Source organism: Mesorhizobium sp. YM1C-6-2 (genome assembly GCF_003666685.1).
GTDB lineage: Bacteria > Pseudomonadota > Alphaproteobacteria > Rhizobiales > Rhizobiaceae > Mesorhizobium_K.
Genome location: NZ_RCIZ01000008.1, coordinates 166,411 through 181,361 on the forward strand (window position 1 = coordinate 166,411; position 14,951 = coordinate 181,361).

Here is a 14,951-nt window from a genome sequence, read left to right on the forward strand (position 1 = left end):
CTCCGCCTGGACTCCCGTCCTATGCCTCGCGGAACCGGTAGCCCACCCCGTAGAGCGTTTCGATCATCTCGAAATCGTCATCGACCTGCTTGAACTTCTTGCGCAGGCGCTTGATGTGGCTGTCGATCGTCCGATCGTCGACATAGACTTGCTCATCATAGGCCGAATCCATCAGCGCATCACGGCTTTTTACCACGCCGGGACGCTGCGCCAGCGAATGCAGGATCAGGAATTCGGTGACGGTCAGCGTCACCGGCTCCCCCTTCCAGGTGCAGGTGTGGCGTTCCTGGTCCATGACGAGCTGGCCGCGCTCCAGCGATTTGGACTGCTGGGTCGGGGCCTTGGCGCCTGCCTCGCGGGCGGAGGCGCGGCGCAGGACCGCCTTGACGCGCTCGACCAGCAGGCGCTGCGAAAACGGCTTCCGGATGAAGTCGTCGGCGCCCATCTTCAGGCCGAAGAGCTCGTCGATCTCGTCGTCCTTGGAGGTCAGGAAGATGACCGGCAGGTCCGATTTCTGGCGCATCCGGCGCAAGAGTTCCATACCGTCCATGCGCGGCATCTTGATGTCGAGGATGGCAAGATTCGGCGGGCGCGCCGCCAATCCCTCCAGCGCGGACGCCCCGTCGGTATAGGTCTCGACGCGGTAGCCCTCGGATTCAAGCGCGATCGAGACCGATGTCAGAATGTTGCGGTCGTCGTCGACAAGCGCGATTGTAGCCATTTCAAGCGGCTCCCTCATGAGCGGATGTCCCTTCCTGCTGGCAGCAAGGGGCTTTTGCGGGACAAATTGGGTACAAATTGTGGCACAGTTTTCCGCTCATGTCACAGCAAGCCTTTCCTTTCGCGTTGCGGCCAATAGGCCCAACGCTTGGACGGCGAAACCGTGCCCTATCCTTTGGGAATGAAGCGGATATTCCGGTCATATAAACGATTTAAAAGAATTTCAAAATCTTTAAATCGATTAATGATTTGATATCGTTCATCTTTTCTGGTTTCGACCGTCCTAGCCCTCGTGGAGGGTTTCCCGAAATTCTGGTCGGGACAGCCATTGATCACGACGGGAGGACCGCCGATGCAGGAACAGGGACAGTGGAATCGCGCCCATGGAATAGGCCTGTCCGGCCTGACGACATCGGGCTCGGTGCACTACAACCTGCATGCTCCCGACCTTTACGCGCAGGCCATCCTGTGCGGCGAAGCGGAGTTGAGCGGCGACGGCGCTCTGGTCGCCAGCACCGGTCAGCACACCGGGCGCTCGCCCAAGGACAAGTTCGTCGTTCGTGACGGGAATACCGACGCGATCGTCTGGTGGAACGCCAACCAGGCGATGACGCCGGAGGCCTTCGAGCGGCTGCATGCCGACTTCATCGCCCATGCGGCTTCCCTCGATCTTTTCGTGCAGGACCTTGTCGGCGGCGCCGATCCGGCGCACAGGCTGCCGGTGCGCGTCGTCACCGAACTCGCCTGGCACTCGCTCTTCATCCGCAACCTGCTGATCCGGCCGGAGACGAGCGAACTCGACGGCTTCGTGCCCGACATGACGATCATCGACCTGCCGTCCTTCCGCGCCGACCCGGCGCGCCACGGCACGCGTTCCGAGACCGTCGTCGCCATCGATCTCACCCGCATGATCGTGCTGATCGGCGGGACGGCCTATGCCGGCGAGATGAAGAAGGCGGTGTTCACGGCGCTGAACCATCTGCTTCCCTCCCGCGCGGTGATGCCGATGCACTGCTCGGCCAATGTCGGGCCGGCGGGCGACACCGCCATCTTCTTCGGCCTCTCCGGCACCGGCAAGACGACGCTGTCGGCCGATCCCTCACGCACGCTGATCGGCGACGACGAGCACGGCTGGGGTCCGGACGGCGTCTTCAACTTCGAAGGCGGCTGCTACGCCAAATGCATCCGGCTCTCGGCAGAAGCCGAGCCGGAGATCTTTTCCGCGAGTTCGCGCTTCGGCGCGGTTCTGGAAAACGTCGTCCTCGATGCTGTGACGCGAAAGCCCGACTTCGACGACCAGACGAAGACCGAAAATACGCGCTCGGCCTACCCGCTCGATTTCATCCCCAACGCCTCGCCAACCGGCCGCGCCGGGCAGCCGAAGAACATCGTCATGCTGGCCGCCGACGCCTTCGGCGTCATGCCGCCGATCGCCAGGCTGACGCCGGCGCAGGCCATGTACCATTTCCTCTCCGGCTATACGGCCAAGGTCGCCGGCACCGAGCGCGGCGTCACCGAGCCGGCGCCGGAATTCTCCGCCTGCTTCGGCTCGCCCTTTCTGCCGCGCCATCCTTCCGAATATGGCGAGCTTCTCAAGCGCCTGATCGCCGAGCACGGCGTGTCGTGCTGGCTGGTCAACACCGGCTGGACCGGCGGCGCCTATGGCACAGGCAAGCGCATGCCGATCAAGGCGACGCGCGCGCTGCTCTCTGCCGCCCTCGACGGCTCGCTCAACGGTGCTGAGTTTCGCACCGACCCGTTCTTCGGATTTGCGGTACCCGTCGCCGTCCCCGGCGTCGATTCATCGGCTGTCGATCCGGCGGTTCTGGATCCGCGCGCCACATGGGCCGACAAGGCGGCCTACGACCGCCAGGCGAAAAAGCTCGTTGGCATGTTCATCGACAATTTTGCGAAATTCGAAGACCACGTCGACAAGGCCGTGCTCGGCGCCGCCCCGCGCGTCCTGGAAGCTGCCGAATAAACTCCCTGTACCATCCGGCACGAACTTGGCCCGGTTCGCCGGGCCTTTTCTTTTTCTCGCCGCCGCGCCATGTCTGTCGCCATGGCCGCTGACGAACCCATCATCATTTCCGGCGAGGCAGTCATCCACCCGGGCGACATCGAGGAGGCGTTCATCCGCTCTTCGGGTCCGGGCGGACAGAACGTCAACAAGGTCGCGACCGCCGTGCAGCTGCGCTTCGACGCGGCGGCTGCCGAGGGACTGTCCGAGCGCGTGCGTGCACGCGTGATAAAACTCGCCGGCCAGCGCGCCACCAAGGAAGGCGTCATCGTCATCGAGGCGGGCCGCTTCCGCACGCAGGAGCAGAACCGCGCCGATGCCCGCGCCCGCCTGACCGAACTCGTCGCCAAGGCCGCCGAGCCGCCGCCCAAGCCGCGCAAGAAGACGAAGCCTACAAAAGGCTCGGTGGAGCGCAGGCTCAAGCAGAAGGCCGGGCGTTCGACCGTGAAAAAGATGCGCGGCCGCGTGGAGCACGACTAATGCCGGCCCTCTCCCAGCCTGCCCTGCCCGCCGGCATCCGCTATCTGCCAGACCGTTTCGACCGCGCCGCGCAAGTTGCGCTGGTGGAGGACATCCGCCGCGTCGTCGAGGAAGCCCCCCTCTACACGCCGGCTATGCCGAAGACCGGCAAGGAGATGAGTGTGCGGATGACCAATTGCGGCGAGCTCGGCTGGGTCACCGACAAGGAACGCGGCTACCGCTACCAGGCGACGCATCCCGTCACCGGAAAGCCATGGCCGCCGATCCCGCAGGCGCTGCTCGACCTCTGGCAGGAGGTCGCCGGTCACCCTGAGCCGCCGCAGGCCTGCCTCGTTAATTTTTATTCCGAAACCGCGAAGATGGGCCTGCACCAGGACCGCGACGAGAGCGACTTCTCGGCTCCGGTCGTCTCCGTCTCGCTCGGCGACGACTGCCTGTTCCGCGTCGGCGGCACCAAGCGTACCGACCCGACGCAATCCTTCCGCCTGCGTTCGGGCGATGTCTTCGTGCTCGGCGGCGAAGGGCGGCTCGCCTTCCACGGCGTCGACCGCATCTATCCGGGCACCTCGACGCTGCTCCGGAACGGCGGGCGGATCAATTTGACGCTGAGGCGGGTGATGAACTGACCGGAACGCGGAGGTCGTTGCGCAGGAAGACGCGCATATTCTTCCAACCTCCGATCAGGTGGTAGCCGGCGAGCACGCGGTCGAAGCCAAAGCGCCGGATGACAAGCGGCAGCCAGTATTTTTCCCGGATATCGACGACAACGATCTCGGGGCGGTTGCGTTCGAACTCCGCAATCTTGAACGCCGCATATTGGTCGAGCATGGCCCTGTAGCGTTGCTCGGCGGTCGCATCACCGGCGGCATGTGCGTTCACAGTCAGGAGCATGGAGAACACGCCGAGCCAGTCGCTGTTGTAGAAGGACACCCAGCGTCCGCCGACCATCCGCGTCAGCGGATGCCCTGCCGCGAGATCCGATGCTACGACGGCGACGCGAGGCTCGATCGTCGCTGCTCGAATGTCCTGCACCAGTTGAGCTCCCGGCTTCTGCGAGACCCAGAATGGCGCGTAAGCTACGATCACCAGGAGCGCAATGAGAGTGCGCGTCGGATTCATCATCAGCGGGAAGGCGCCTGTCCATCGCGGCTTACGCCCGTCGCGCGGAAGCGCCGCAAGACAGAGCAGCGCAAAGATCGCACACGCGAGCGCTGGGTAAGCGTGATAGGCCCAGCCCTTGGCCTGGTAGATCAGTGGAATCATCCCCGCGGCGGAAGCGATTGTCATGACCGAGGCGAGTTCAGGTGAGCCGTCCTTCGGCCAGAAGCGCCAGACGAGCAGCATCAGCCCCGCCCAGCTCGTACCGTAGATCACCAGCACCGACAGATAGCTGCGCATCTTCAGATAGGTGTCGGCAAGGAGCGGATAGACGTCCCGCATGAACTCCGGATGGAGATAAAACACCGAAGCGAGATAGGCGGAGCATACGAGGCCAATCACCCAGTTCTCGACAGCGAAGATTGGCGCAAGGCTCTTCCGCCGCCACGCCGCGTAGAGGCACGGGGCGAGAACCATGACAGCATAAAAGGGTTTCACGAGCAGGAGCACGCTCGCCAAAAGCCCGGTAAGCACCGAAAGCCCAAAGCCTGGCGAGGAAGAAGCGTCCGGCCGGGCACGCCACGCTGTCATCGTCAGCAGAGGCAGAAACAATGCCATCGCGATATGTTCGCGTTCGGAGAATGCACTGCCCGGAAAGACGACCAGAACGAAGTAGGCGGCCGGCGCCAGGCAAAACAGCTTTTCGTTCTCGGGAAAATTTGCCCGGTGCGCCACCAGTATCGCCAACACGAATCCAGCGATTACCAGGAGATAGGTCCACGCCTGCACAGCGAACTCTGGCGAGATGTCGAGTATGTGCGCCACCGCAACCGGGCCCAGATACATCCAGATACTGAAAGGCGGATTCGATTCGAAGACATCCTTGTAGAGCAGATCGCCCGCGAGCACGCGTTCGCAGACCGTAATTAGCCAGCTTGTGTCCGGAACCGTGCCCCAGCGCAGTTGGTAGAGTGCGGCAACCAGCGTGATCGCTGCTATGGTCAGTGCTAGATTGCCACCGGCACGCGGCACCGCCAGTCCCTGGCGCAACCGGCCGATCGGTTCAGTCGCGCTCATTGCTTTAGGAGGCCGCCGCCACGGGACTTCACGACGGCGTTACTCCGAAGGTACGCCTGACGATGTAGATCGGCCGCTGCTTGATCTCGGCATAAACGCGGCCCAGATACTGGCCGATGATGCCGATGCCGAGCAGCTGGATGCCGCCGAGGAAGAGTATGCTGACCAGAAGCGACGCGTAGCCCGGCACGTCGATGCCGAAGACCAGCGTCTTCGCGACGATCACCAGCCCGTAGAGGAACGACAGGACCGATATCGTCGCGCCGACATAGGTCCAGATCTCAAGCGGCGCGCTGGAGAAGCTGGTGATACCCTCGAGCGCGAAGTTCCAGAGCTTCCAGCCTGAGAATTTCGAGCGCCCCGCAGTCCTCGGCTCGCGCACATATTCGATCGTCGCGGTGTGGAAACCCACCCAGGCGAACAGCCCCTTCATGAAGCGGCGACGCTCCGGCAGGGCGCGCAGCGCGTCGATCACCTGGCGGTCGATCAGGCGGAAGTCACCGACGTCGTGGGGGATCTTCTGGGCGGCGATCATGTTGTGCACGCGGTAGAACAGCGATGCCGAGCGGTGCTTCATGAAACCGTCCGACGAGCGGTCGGACCGCTTCGCCAGAACTACCTCGAAACCTTCGCGCCACTTCTCGATCAGCAGCGGGATGACATGCGGCGGGTCCTGCAAGTCGACGTCGATCGGGATCGCCGCGTCGGCGTCGCATATGTCGAGGCCGGCGGTCATCGCGGCTTCCTTGCCGAAATTGCGCGACAGGTCGACGACGCGGATGCGCGGATCGTCCTTCTGGGCCTCGAGCAGGCAGCCGAGCGTGGCGTCGGTCGAGCCGTCATTGACGAAGATGAAGTCGAAGGCGATGCCCTGCTCGGTCAGCACCTCGGTGTTGCGATAGACCGCCTCCAGGAACGGGGCGATCGCATCTTCCTCGTTGTGGACCGGAACGATCAGGGCCACGGTCGCCACACAGACGTCCGGAGACGCCTGACCTGCGAATGGAGACTCCGTCGCCGGCCGTTCCGGATGCGGGAAAAGTGCGTTCATCGTCCGCCCCAAGCCTTTAATGGCAGATCGTGAGGCGGGACCGTAATGCGGCGCGGTTAAGTTAACTTTAAACTGGACAGTCGGTTTTCAGGCTGTTTCGACCGAATCGGCAGCGCTCGAACCGCCAGGTCGGGGCTCAAGCTTTCTATCCCTGCCTCCTGTTGGAGGGGGTTTTGCTCGGCACCCGGCGGGGGACGGCAGCGGGCTGCCGCCCTCGCGACTGCTTTGCGGGAGGCCTACTCTGCCTGCTTCTCTTCAGCCTTTGCGGACTCGGAGACGGGCACCGGAGGCATCTCTTTCGCGACGCTGGCAACCTTGGTCCCGGTGTCTGCCGAGGCATTCACCTGCTTGTGGGCTGCGCAGTCGGCTGATGCGGCGGAGATCGAAAGACCCAATGCGGCGGCAAGTACGAGAACTGTCTTCATCGTAGACTCCTTCGTCCTGAACCCCGCAACGAAGGTTACGCGGCGAATGCGGCAGCCCGAAATCACAATTCCGTTCCTGCCGGAGCGATGCGTGAAGATCAGAGCCGCCGGCCCTACAGCTTTCTCAGCGCCACTTCCTCGACCCGGTGGTCGGCGCCCTTGCGCAGGATAAGGTCGGCGCGCGGCCTCGTCGGGCGGATGTTTTCGCGCAGGTTCTTCAGGTTGATGTTGGCCCAAAGCCCCTCGGCGATCGCGCGCGCAGCATCCTCCGACAGTTCGGAGTAGCGGTGGAAGAAGGATTGCGGGTTGCGGAAGGCGGTTTCCCTCAGCCGCATGAAGCGGTCCACGTACCAGCCATGGATCATCTCCTCCTCGGCATCGATATAGATCGAGAAGTCGAAGAAATCGGACAGGAACGGCACGAACTTGCCGTCCTTCGGCAGATCACGCGGCTGCAGCACGTTCAGCCCCTCGAAGATCAATATGTCGGGCCGGTCGATGGTGACGTATTCGCCGGGCACCACGTCATAGGTGAGATGCGAATAAACAGGCGCGCGCACGTCGGGCTGGCCGGACTTGATCGCCGACAGGAAGCGCAGCAGCGCGCCGACGTCGTAGCTGTCCGGGAAACCCTTGCGCTCCATGAGGTTCTGCCGCCGCAGCGTCTCGTTCGGCAGCAGGAAGCCGTCGGTCGTCACCAGGTCGACCTTCGGGCTCGACGGCCAGCGGGCGAGAAGCTCCTTCAGCAGGCGCGCAGTGGTCGACTTGCCGACCGCGACCGAACCGGCGATGCCGATGATGAACGGCGTCTTGATGGCATGCGGCACGTTGAAGAAGGCGCGGCGCTCGCGAAAGAGGAGCTGGCTCGCCTCGACATGTACGGAGAGCAGCCGCGACATCGACAGATAGATGCGCCTGACTTCGTCGAGATCGATCGGGTCGTTGAGCGAGGAAAGCCGCTGCACTTCCTCCGCCGTCAGCGTCAGCGACGAACCGGCCGCGAATTCCGCCCATCGCTCCGCGGCGTAGAAGCGGTACGGGGAATATTTCTCCGTCGCGACAAGCTGATCCATCGACGCTCCCGTCAGCCCGGCTCGCTGCGCGAGGCCTTCTCCGCCACGCCCGACTGCGCCGTCCGCCGCTCGAGTTCGGCAATCACCTCGGAGAGGGGAACCCCGGCGAGCGCCAGCACCACCAGCCAATGATAGAGGAGATCGGCGCTTTCCGAAACGAGCGCCTTCCTGTCACCGCCGACGGCCGCGATCACCGTCTCGACCGCTTCCTCGCCGAATTTCTTGGCGGCGCGGTCCATGCCGCCGGCAAACAGCTTTGCCGTCCACGATCCGGAATCGCCGGAACGGCCGCGCTCGGCGACGATCTTTTCCAGCTCGTCCAGTGAAAACCCGCTCATGCAGGCCGTTTATTGCGCCGCAGCGGCGCTGTCCAGCCGCATCGGCAGTCCCGCCTTCGCCATATGAGCCTTGGCCTCGGCGATCGAATAGGTGCCGAAATGGAAGATCGAGGCGGCAAGCACCGCCGTCGCATGGCCGTCGCGCACACCCTCGACCAGATGGTCGAGCGTGCCGACGCCGCCCGACGCGATCACCGGCGCGCGCACCGCGTCAGCCACGGCGCGAGTCAGTGCGATATCGTAGCCGGCTTTGGTCCCGTCGCGATCCATCGAGGTGAGCAGGATCTCGCCGGCGCCAAGTCCCACCACCTTTTCGGCAAAACCCACCGCATCGATGCCGGTGGCGTTGCGGCCGCCATGGGTGAAGATCTCCCAGCGGTCGGCCTCACCGGGCGCCGAAACCTTCTTGGCGTCGATCGCCACCACGATGCACTGGTTGCCGAACTTGTCGGCGGCCTCGGCGACGAAGTCCGGATTGTTCACCGCGGCGGTGTTGATCGACACCTTGTCGGCGCCCGCAAGCAGAAGCTTCCTGATGTCGGCCACCTGCCGCACGCCGCCGCCCACCGTCAGCGGCATGAAGCAGCGTTCGGCGGTGCGCGCGACCACGTCGAAGATCGTCTCGCGATTGTCCGACGACGCCGTGATGTCGAGGAAGCAGAGTTCGTCGGCGCCTGCCGCGTCATACGCGGTCGCCGCCTCGACCGGATCGCCGGCGTCCACCAGGTCGACGAAGTTGACGCCCTTGACGACGCGGCCGTCCTTCACGTCCAGGCAGGGAATGACACGGGCCTTCAGCATCAGATCCGCTCCATCGCGGCCAGGAAATCGACCATCAGCCTGCCGACGACGGGCGGCACCTCGCCCTTGGCGTCGAAGGCGGGATCGTAGGCCGATATCGTCAGGCCGACGATCGGCGCCGACCGCGCCATGCAGGCGGCCGCCTCGCGCACGGCGTCCGGCTGCGGCCCGCCGGCCTCGGCATAGCGGTTCACCTGCAGCTCGTCCGGATCGTGCACGTCGAGATCGATGTGGAGATGCGTGCGCCGCACGCCGGCCTCCCTCAGCGCCGCCACTTTCTCGGCGGCTTCGCTCACTTCGGCGCGGATGACCGGCAGTTTCTCCAGCAGCGCCTTCTCGTCGGGATCGAGGTCGCGCGCATCGACCAGCATGCATTTCGCCGGATCGACCGGCTGGAAGCCGGGGATCGTGTTCGCCATCGGCCGCCAGCACAGCCCAAGCGCGGTGGCGAGCGCCATGCCGTCCAGGAAACCATGGGCGGAGGTCTCGGGCGTGTTGATGTCGCCGTGCTGATCGAACCAGATGATCGAATCCGCCTTCTCGCCGGCCACCGCGCCGCAGGTGGTCAGGCAGTTGCCCGACAGCACCACCGGAAAGCGGTCCTTGGCCTCGCTCTCGGCGACCTTCTCGGCCACCGCCTTGCAGACGGCGAAGCCGGTGGCGATCTCACGGTCGTCCAGCCCTTTGATCTTGCCGATCTCCTCGACCTCGATGTCGTGACCGTTCATGGTCAGCATCTCGACCAGCCCGCCGGAGAGCAGCGCATCCGGCCCCTTGCCGAAACCTTCGTGCCGGCGCCCGCTGTCATAGGGCGCCACGATAAGGGAGAGTTTCACGTCAGTTGTCCGTGTTCGCTTCATGCAGGATCGCCAGCGCTTCGGCCGGATCGATCCTGCCATCATATAGTGCGCGTCCGGAGATTGCGCCCGCCAGCTTCCTCGCGTCGGGTCTGGTCATGCGCCTGATGTCGTCAAGCGAGGCGAGCCCGCCCGAGGCGATCACAGGGATCGACACGGCTTCAGCCAGCGCGATCGTGGATTGCCAGTTGATGCCGGAGAGCACGCCGTCGCGGTCGATGTCGGTGTAGATGATCGCCGCCACGCCCGCGCCCTCGAACTTCTTGGCCAGCTCGACGACGCTGAGGCTCGACGCTTCCGCCCAGCCTTCGACCGCCACCTTGCCGCCGCGCGCATCGATGCCGACCGCGACCTTGCCGGGAAACTGCTTGCACGCCTGCCTGACGAGTTCCGGCTCGCGCACCGCCACGGTGCCCAGGATCACCCGCGCCAGCCCGCGGTCCAGCCAATCCTCGATCTGGTCGAGGCTGCGGATGCCGCCGCCGAGCTGCACCGGATTTTTCGTCGCCTTGAGGATCGCCCCGACCGCCGCGCCGTTGACGCTCCTGCCTTCGAAAGCCCCGTTGAGGTCGACCACGTGCAGCCAGCTAAACCCTTGGTCTTCAAAGGCTTTCGCCTGCGCCGCCGGGTCCTCGTTGTAAATCGTGGCCGTATCCATGTCGCCGAGCTTGAGGCGCACGCATTTGCCGTCCTTGAGGTCGATCGCCGGGAAAAGGATCACCGTCTCACGCCCCTTCCACGATGGCGAAATGTGCTTTCGAGAATTTCTGCCTGAGCTTCAGCGCTGCCTGGTATTCGGGCGAGTGGAAGCAGTCGAGCGCCGTCCGGTAGCTGTCGAATTCGATCACCACCAGCCGCGACGCCGCCGGCCCCTCGAACACCTGGCCCTCGCCGCCGCGCACCAGGAACTTTGCGCCGTATTTGTCGAAGGCAGCCTTGTTTGCAGCGATGTATTGCGGATAGCCGGCCTCGTCGGTCACGTCGACCATCGCCATCCAGTAGCCCTTTTTCATCACGGCCTCCATTTCAGGAAGTTGGCGATCAGCGCCAAGCCGAGCGCCTGGCTCTTCTCGGGGTGGAATTGCGTGCCGGCGAGATTGTCCTTCGCCACGGCAGCCGTCACCGGCCCGCCATAGTCGGCGACCGCGACCACCTCCTCCGGGTCCCTCGCGTCGAGATGATAGGAGTGCACGAAATAGGCGTGCAGGCCATTCTCGCCCGTGGCGATCCCCTCGAACAGCGGATGACGGCGCTTCAGCTCGATCGTGTTCCAGCCGATCTGCGGGATCTTCAGTGACGGATCCTTGGGCGTGATCTCCTTCACGTCGCCCTTGATCCAGCCAAAACCCTGGGTGACGACCTTCTCCAGCCCGCGCTCCGACATCAGCTGCATGCCGACGCAGATGCCGAGGAACGGTTTTGCACGCTCGATCGCGGCTTCCTGCACAGCATCCCACATGCCGGCGACGGCCCTCAGCCCCGCCGCGCAGTCGGCATAGGCGCCGACGCCCGGCAGCACGATGCGATCGGCGCTCCGCACTCGCTCCGGATCGGCGGTGAGGTCGATCTCGGCCGCGATGCCCGCCTCGCGCGCGGCCCGCTCGAAGGCCTTGGTGGCCGAGCGCAGATTGCCCGAGCCGTAGTCGATGATCGCGACGCGCATGTCAGGGCCTTCCGGTATAGCCGAGCAGTCCGAGTGCCGGCGTCGACGAAGCTGGCCGCACCGGAGTTGCCACGGGAGCCGCCAGCGTACGAGGTACCTCCTGCGCCGGGGTCGCCGCCGGTTCCCTTGCGAGATAGCGGATTTCCGCGTCGCCGAGATCGCTCGCCTCGACCACGCCCCATTCGCGCCAGCCGCGCCGCCTCAGCGCGTTGACGCGCAGCGCCTGGCCCTCCAGCCCGACGAAGATCGAGACCAGCAGCGACAGCACCGCGCCAGTAAAGCCGAAGCCTGCCGTCTCGCCGAGCGCGGTCAGCCCGACGCCGACGGCGAAGGCAAGTGCCGCCTCGATCCACAGGCGGTGCCATAAAAGCCAGAGCGGTGGCGCCAGGAAGGCGAGAAAGGCAAAGCCGTCGCGAACCAGAACGGCACGCTCGGCCGCCGCTGCCGCATTGGCGGCTGGCGGCTCCATCACGACATAGATCGCCATTGACCTACCCTTTCAGGCTGCCCTTGGTCGAGGGCACGGCATCCGGCTGGCGCGGATCGCGCTCCAGCGCCGCGCGCAGCACCCGCGCCACCGCCTTGAAGCAGGTTTCGGCGATGTGATGGTTGTTGGCGCCATAGTGGTTGGTGACATGCAGCGTCACCCCGGCATTCTGCGCCAGCGCGTGGAAGAACTCGCGCACCAGCTCGGTGTCGAAGGTACCGATCTTCGGCGACGAGAAGGCGACGTTCCAGACCAGGTAGGGCCGGCCCGACACGTCGATCGCGGCGCGCGTCAGCGTCTCGTCCATGGCGAGGTCGATCGAGGCGTAGCGCATGATGCCGCGCCGCTCGCCGAGCGCCTTCGACAGCGCTTGACCGATCGCGATGCCGGTGTCCTCCACCGTGTGGTGGTCGTCGATATGCAGGTCGCCCTTGGCCTTCACCGTCATGTCGATCAGCGAATGCCTGGAAAGCTGGTCGAGCATATGGTCGAAGAAGCCGACGCCGGTCGCCATGTCGGACTTGCCGGCGCCGTCCACGTCGAGCGAGACCGAAATCTCGGTTTCCTTCGTCTTGCGGCTGATTTTGGCGGAACGGGATGCCATTTTTCGGGTCCTGCGCTGCGAAAGCGTCAGCCTTCTAACAGCATGGTCGGGCGATTGCCAGTTGCGATGCAGCGCTTGGTTTCCAGCGGGCTTCCGGGCATTTGCAAATCGGCTTCCCCTGCATACATATGCCGCAACCAACCTCGTAGCGCGCGGGCTGCCGACAGACCCTCATCCCGGGGCCCGTGCGAAATCGGAGCAACACAATGTCCAATGAATTGACCATGCACGCCACGACGATCGTGACGGTGCGCAAGGGCGGCAAGGTCGTGATCGCCGGCGACGGCCAGGTCAGCCTCGGCCAGACGATCATGAAGGGCAACGCCCGCAAGGTCCGCCGCATCGGCGCCAATGGCAATGTCATCGCCGGCTTCGCCGGGGCGACCGCCGACGCCTTCACCCTGCTCGAGCGCCTCGAGGCCAAGCTCGAGCAATATCCCGAGCAGCTCACCCGCGCCGCGGTCGAGCTCGCCAAGGACTGGCGCACCGACCGCTATCTGCGCCATCTCGAAGCGATGATGCTGGTCGCCGACAAGAGCGTATCGCTGGCCATCACCGGCAATGGCGACGTGCTCGAACCCGAGCACGGCGTTATGGCGATTGGTTCGGGCGGCAACTACGCGCTTGCCGCGGCCCGCGCGCTGATCGACACCGACAAGGATGCGGAAGAAATCGCGCGCATAGCGATGAAGATCGCCTCCGACATCTGCGTCTACACCAACGACAGCTTCGTCATCGAAACGCTGGATGCCGCAGCCTGATCGGACCGGGACCCAAGCTCCTCGCCCCGCGAATGTGGGGCCAGGGCGCCAGGCGCAACGAGGCGGAGAGGGGATTCTCGAAACCATGACCGCCCGAACCGCCCGCCCTGCCGAACCCGTCTACGACTTCCGGAGCGTGACTGAGGCAGACCTGCCCATGCTGGCGGCCTGGCTCGCCGAGCCGCATGTCGCTGAGTGGTGGGATGACGCCATCGAGGTCTCGCTCGCCGGCATCCGCGAGGCGATGGAGAGCATCGACACCGAGCCGCTGATCGTCGAGCTCGACGGGCGGCCGATCGCCTATATCCAGAGCTACGACCCCCACATGGAGGACGACCACCCCTACCAGGACCAGCCTTTCGGCACGCTCGGCATGGACGTCACCATCGGCATCCCCGACCTCGTCGGCAAGGGACACGGCACGGCGATCGTCCGGCAGTTTTGCGACCTGCTTTTCGAGGAAGGCGCCCCGCGCGTCGTCATCGATCCGAACCCGGCTAACAAACGCGCCATCCGCGCCTATGAGAAGGCGGGTTTCAGCGCCTTCGACACGCGCACGACCATCTTCGGCCCCGCTTTGATGATGGCTCGCGACGCCGGCGAAGACGACTGAGCCGGTCGGAGGCGCTTGGCGGACAGATCATCGCACGCGAGACAAAAGTCGAAATACGATGCAGTGATCTGCCGGATTCCACCGACCGAATGATCCTCCCTGGTGCCTATTCGGCGCGGGCATCCGGCTCACCGGCCAAAACTTTCCCCTCCAAATAGCCGCACTATGTGTTCTTGTCGGCACAGACGGATGATTCGCCGCGAAGGGGACACGACTTGGCTCAACTCACCGCACAGCGCGAACCTGCATCCTGGGGCCTCGACTGGAAGGCCGGCGTCATCGTCGTCGCGCTTCTGGCCGCCGCGCAGGCGCTGATCCTGCGCCTCCAGGGCCACATCTGGATCTGCGAATGCGGCTACGTGAAGCTGTGGCACGGCGTGGTGGTGAGTTCGGAGAACTCCCAGCACCTCTCCGACTGGTACACGCCGTCCCACATCATCCACGGTTTCCTGTTCTACCTGCTCTTCTGGCTGCTTTTCCGCCGCTCGACCGTATGGACACGGCTCTCCTTCGCGGTCCTGCTCGAAGCCGCCTGGGAAATCCTCGAGAACAGCCCGATCATCATCAACCGCTACCGTGAAGCCACCATTTCGCTCGATTATTTCGGCGACTCGATCATCAACTCGGTCGCCGATACCGCATGGATGGTCTTCGGCTTCCTGCTCGCCGCCCGCCTGCCCGTCTGGCTGACCGTCGCGCTCGCCATCTTCTTCGAGCTCCTGGTCGGCTGGCTGATCCGCGACAATCTCACCCTCAACGTGCTGATGCTGGTCTATCCGATCGAAGCCGTGAAGGCCTGGCAGGGAGGCTTGTGATCGCCGCATGGCTCGGGCCCTTGCACGGCGGCTTGCGGCCCATACATAAGCGGCGACCCTCCTGTTTC

The 14,951-nt window shown here is 64.5% G+C and carries 19 protein-coding genes; 6 read left to right on the forward strand and 13 right to left on the reverse strand.

What is annotated here, in order from left to right; all coding sequences use genetic code 11:
* Positions 1-19: 19 nt before the first annotated feature.
* The gene (locus D8676_RS19550; protein WP_121582767.1) at positions 20-721 is read right to left on the reverse strand and encodes a response regulator transcription factor; all 702 of its coding nucleotides are present in this window, start codon (positions 719-721) and stop codon (positions 20-22) included.
* A 351-nt stretch (positions 722-1,072) separates the two neighbouring features.
* Here D8676_RS19550 and D8676_RS19555 point away from each other — a divergent pair, with 351 nt between their 5' ends.
* The 3 genes from D8676_RS19555 (at position 1,073) to D8676_RS19565 (ending at position 3,846) form a co-directional block, all read left to right on the forward strand.
* On the forward strand, positions 1,073-2,701 hold the full coding sequence (locus D8676_RS19555; protein ID WP_121582768.1) for a phosphoenolpyruvate carboxykinase: 1,629 nt from the start codon (positions 1,073-1,075) through the stop codon (positions 2,699-2,701).
* A gap of 81 nt (positions 2,702-2,782) precedes the next feature.
* Positions 2,783-3,220, forward strand: coding sequence for an alternative ribosome rescue aminoacyl-tRNA hydrolase ArfB (gene arfB / locus D8676_RS19560; RefSeq protein ID WP_121582836.1), 438 nt, complete (start codon positions 2,783-2,785; stop codon positions 3,218-3,220).
* Positions 3,220-3,846, forward strand: a complete 627-nt coding sequence (locus D8676_RS19565; protein WP_121582769.1) for an alpha-ketoglutarate-dependent dioxygenase AlkB — start codon at positions 3,220-3,222, stop codon at positions 3,844-3,846. Before arfB ends, D8676_RS19565 begins: the two co-directional genes overlap by 1 nt.
* Here D8676_RS19565 and D8676_RS19570 read toward each other — a convergent pair.
* The 12 genes from D8676_RS19570 to hisB all read right to left on the reverse strand — a co-directional run bounded on the left by D8676_RS19570 (position 3,815) and on the right by hisB (position 12,694).
* Positions 3,815-5,395: a hypothetical protein gene (locus D8676_RS19570; RefSeq protein ID WP_121582770.1), complete on the reverse strand. Its 1,581-nt coding sequence runs from the start codon at positions 5,393-5,395 to the stop codon at positions 3,815-3,817. The genes D8676_RS19565 and D8676_RS19570 overlap by 32 nt on opposite strands.
* Positions 5,396-5,423: 28 nt before the next feature.
* Positions 5,424-6,368, reverse strand: a complete 945-nt coding sequence (locus tag D8676_RS19575; RefSeq protein ID WP_245426913.1) for a glycosyltransferase family 2 protein — start codon at positions 6,366-6,368, stop codon at positions 5,424-5,426.
* 314 nt (positions 6,369-6,682) lie between these two features.
* Positions 6,683-6,871 carry a hypothetical protein gene (locus tag D8676_RS19580; protein ID WP_147448228.1) on the reverse strand — a complete coding sequence of 63 codons (189 nt, stop codon included), beginning with the start codon at positions 6,869-6,871 and terminating at the stop codon, positions 6,683-6,685.
* Between the two features lie 113 nt (positions 6,872-6,984).
* Positions 6,985-7,944, reverse strand: coding sequence for a type I pantothenate kinase (gene coaA, locus D8676_RS19585; RefSeq protein ID WP_121582773.1), 960 nt, complete (start codon positions 7,942-7,944; stop codon positions 6,985-6,987).
* An 11-nt stretch (positions 7,945-7,955) separates the two neighbouring features.
* Entirely contained in the window at positions 7,956-8,282 is a 327-nt protein-coding gene (locus D8676_RS19590; protein WP_121582774.1) for a phosphoribosyl-ATP diphosphatase, read from the reverse strand.
* A gap of 9 nt (positions 8,283-8,291) precedes the next feature.
* Positions 8,292-9,083 carry an imidazole glycerol phosphate synthase subunit HisF gene (gene hisF, locus D8676_RS19595; RefSeq protein ID WP_121582775.1) on the reverse strand — a complete coding sequence of 264 codons (792 nt, stop codon included), beginning with the start codon at positions 9,081-9,083 and terminating at the stop codon, positions 8,292-8,294.
* Positions 9,083-9,919 carry an arginase family protein gene (locus D8676_RS19600; protein ID WP_121582776.1) on the reverse strand — a complete coding sequence of 279 codons (837 nt, stop codon included), beginning with the start codon at positions 9,917-9,919 and terminating at the stop codon, positions 9,083-9,085. Before D8676_RS19600 ends, hisF begins: the two co-directional genes overlap by 1 nt.
* Before the next feature lies 1 nt (position 9,920).
* Positions 9,921-10,661: a 1-(5-phosphoribosyl)-5-[(5-phosphoribosylamino)methylideneamino]imidazole-4-carboxamide isomerase gene (gene hisA / locus D8676_RS19605; protein WP_121582777.1), complete on the reverse strand. Its 741-nt coding sequence runs from the start codon at positions 10,659-10,661 to the stop codon at positions 9,921-9,923.
* A 4-nt stretch (positions 10,662-10,665) separates the two neighbouring features.
* The gene (locus D8676_RS19610; RefSeq protein WP_183097170.1) at positions 10,666-10,953 is read right to left on the reverse strand and encodes a DUF1330 domain-containing protein; all 288 of its coding nucleotides are present in this window, start codon (positions 10,951-10,953) and stop codon (positions 10,666-10,668) included.
* The gene (gene hisH / locus D8676_RS19615) at positions 10,953-11,603 is read right to left on the reverse strand and encodes an imidazole glycerol phosphate synthase subunit HisH (RefSeq protein ID WP_121582778.1); all 651 of its coding nucleotides are present in this window, start codon (positions 11,601-11,603) and stop codon (positions 10,953-10,955) included. The genes D8676_RS19610 and hisH overlap by 1 nt, the downstream gene beginning before the upstream one ends.
* A 1-nt stretch (position 11,604) precedes the next feature.
* Positions 11,605-12,090 (reverse strand): DUF2628 domain-containing protein, encoded by a 486-nt coding sequence (locus tag D8676_RS19620; RefSeq protein WP_121582779.1) that lies wholly within the window; start codon positions 12,088-12,090, stop codon positions 11,605-11,607.
* A 4-nt stretch (positions 12,091-12,094) separates the two neighbouring features.
* The gene (gene hisB, locus D8676_RS19625) at positions 12,095-12,694 is read right to left on the reverse strand and encodes an imidazoleglycerol-phosphate dehydratase HisB (protein ID WP_121582780.1); all 600 of its coding nucleotides are present in this window, start codon (positions 12,692-12,694) and stop codon (positions 12,095-12,097) included.
* A 206-nt stretch (positions 12,695-12,900) separates the two neighbouring features.
* Between hisB and hslV the strand changes: the two genes are divergently transcribed.
* From hslV to D8676_RS19640, 3 genes are all read left to right on the forward strand, one after another.
* On the forward strand, positions 12,901-13,455 hold the full coding sequence (hslV, locus tag D8676_RS19630; protein ID WP_121582781.1) for an ATP-dependent protease subunit HslV: 555 nt from the start codon (positions 12,901-12,903) through the stop codon (positions 13,453-13,455).
* An 85-nt stretch (positions 13,456-13,540) separates the two neighbouring features.
* Positions 13,541-14,068: a GNAT family N-acetyltransferase gene (locus D8676_RS19635; protein WP_121582782.1), complete on the forward strand. Its 528-nt coding sequence runs from the start codon at positions 13,541-13,543 to the stop codon at positions 14,066-14,068.
* A gap of 215 nt (positions 14,069-14,283) precedes the next feature.
* Complete coding sequence (locus D8676_RS19640; protein WP_121582783.1) at positions 14,284-14,883, forward strand: DUF2585 domain-containing protein; 600 nt, start codon at positions 14,284-14,286, stop codon at positions 14,881-14,883.
* The last annotated feature ends 68 nt before the right edge of the window (positions 14,884-14,951 follow it).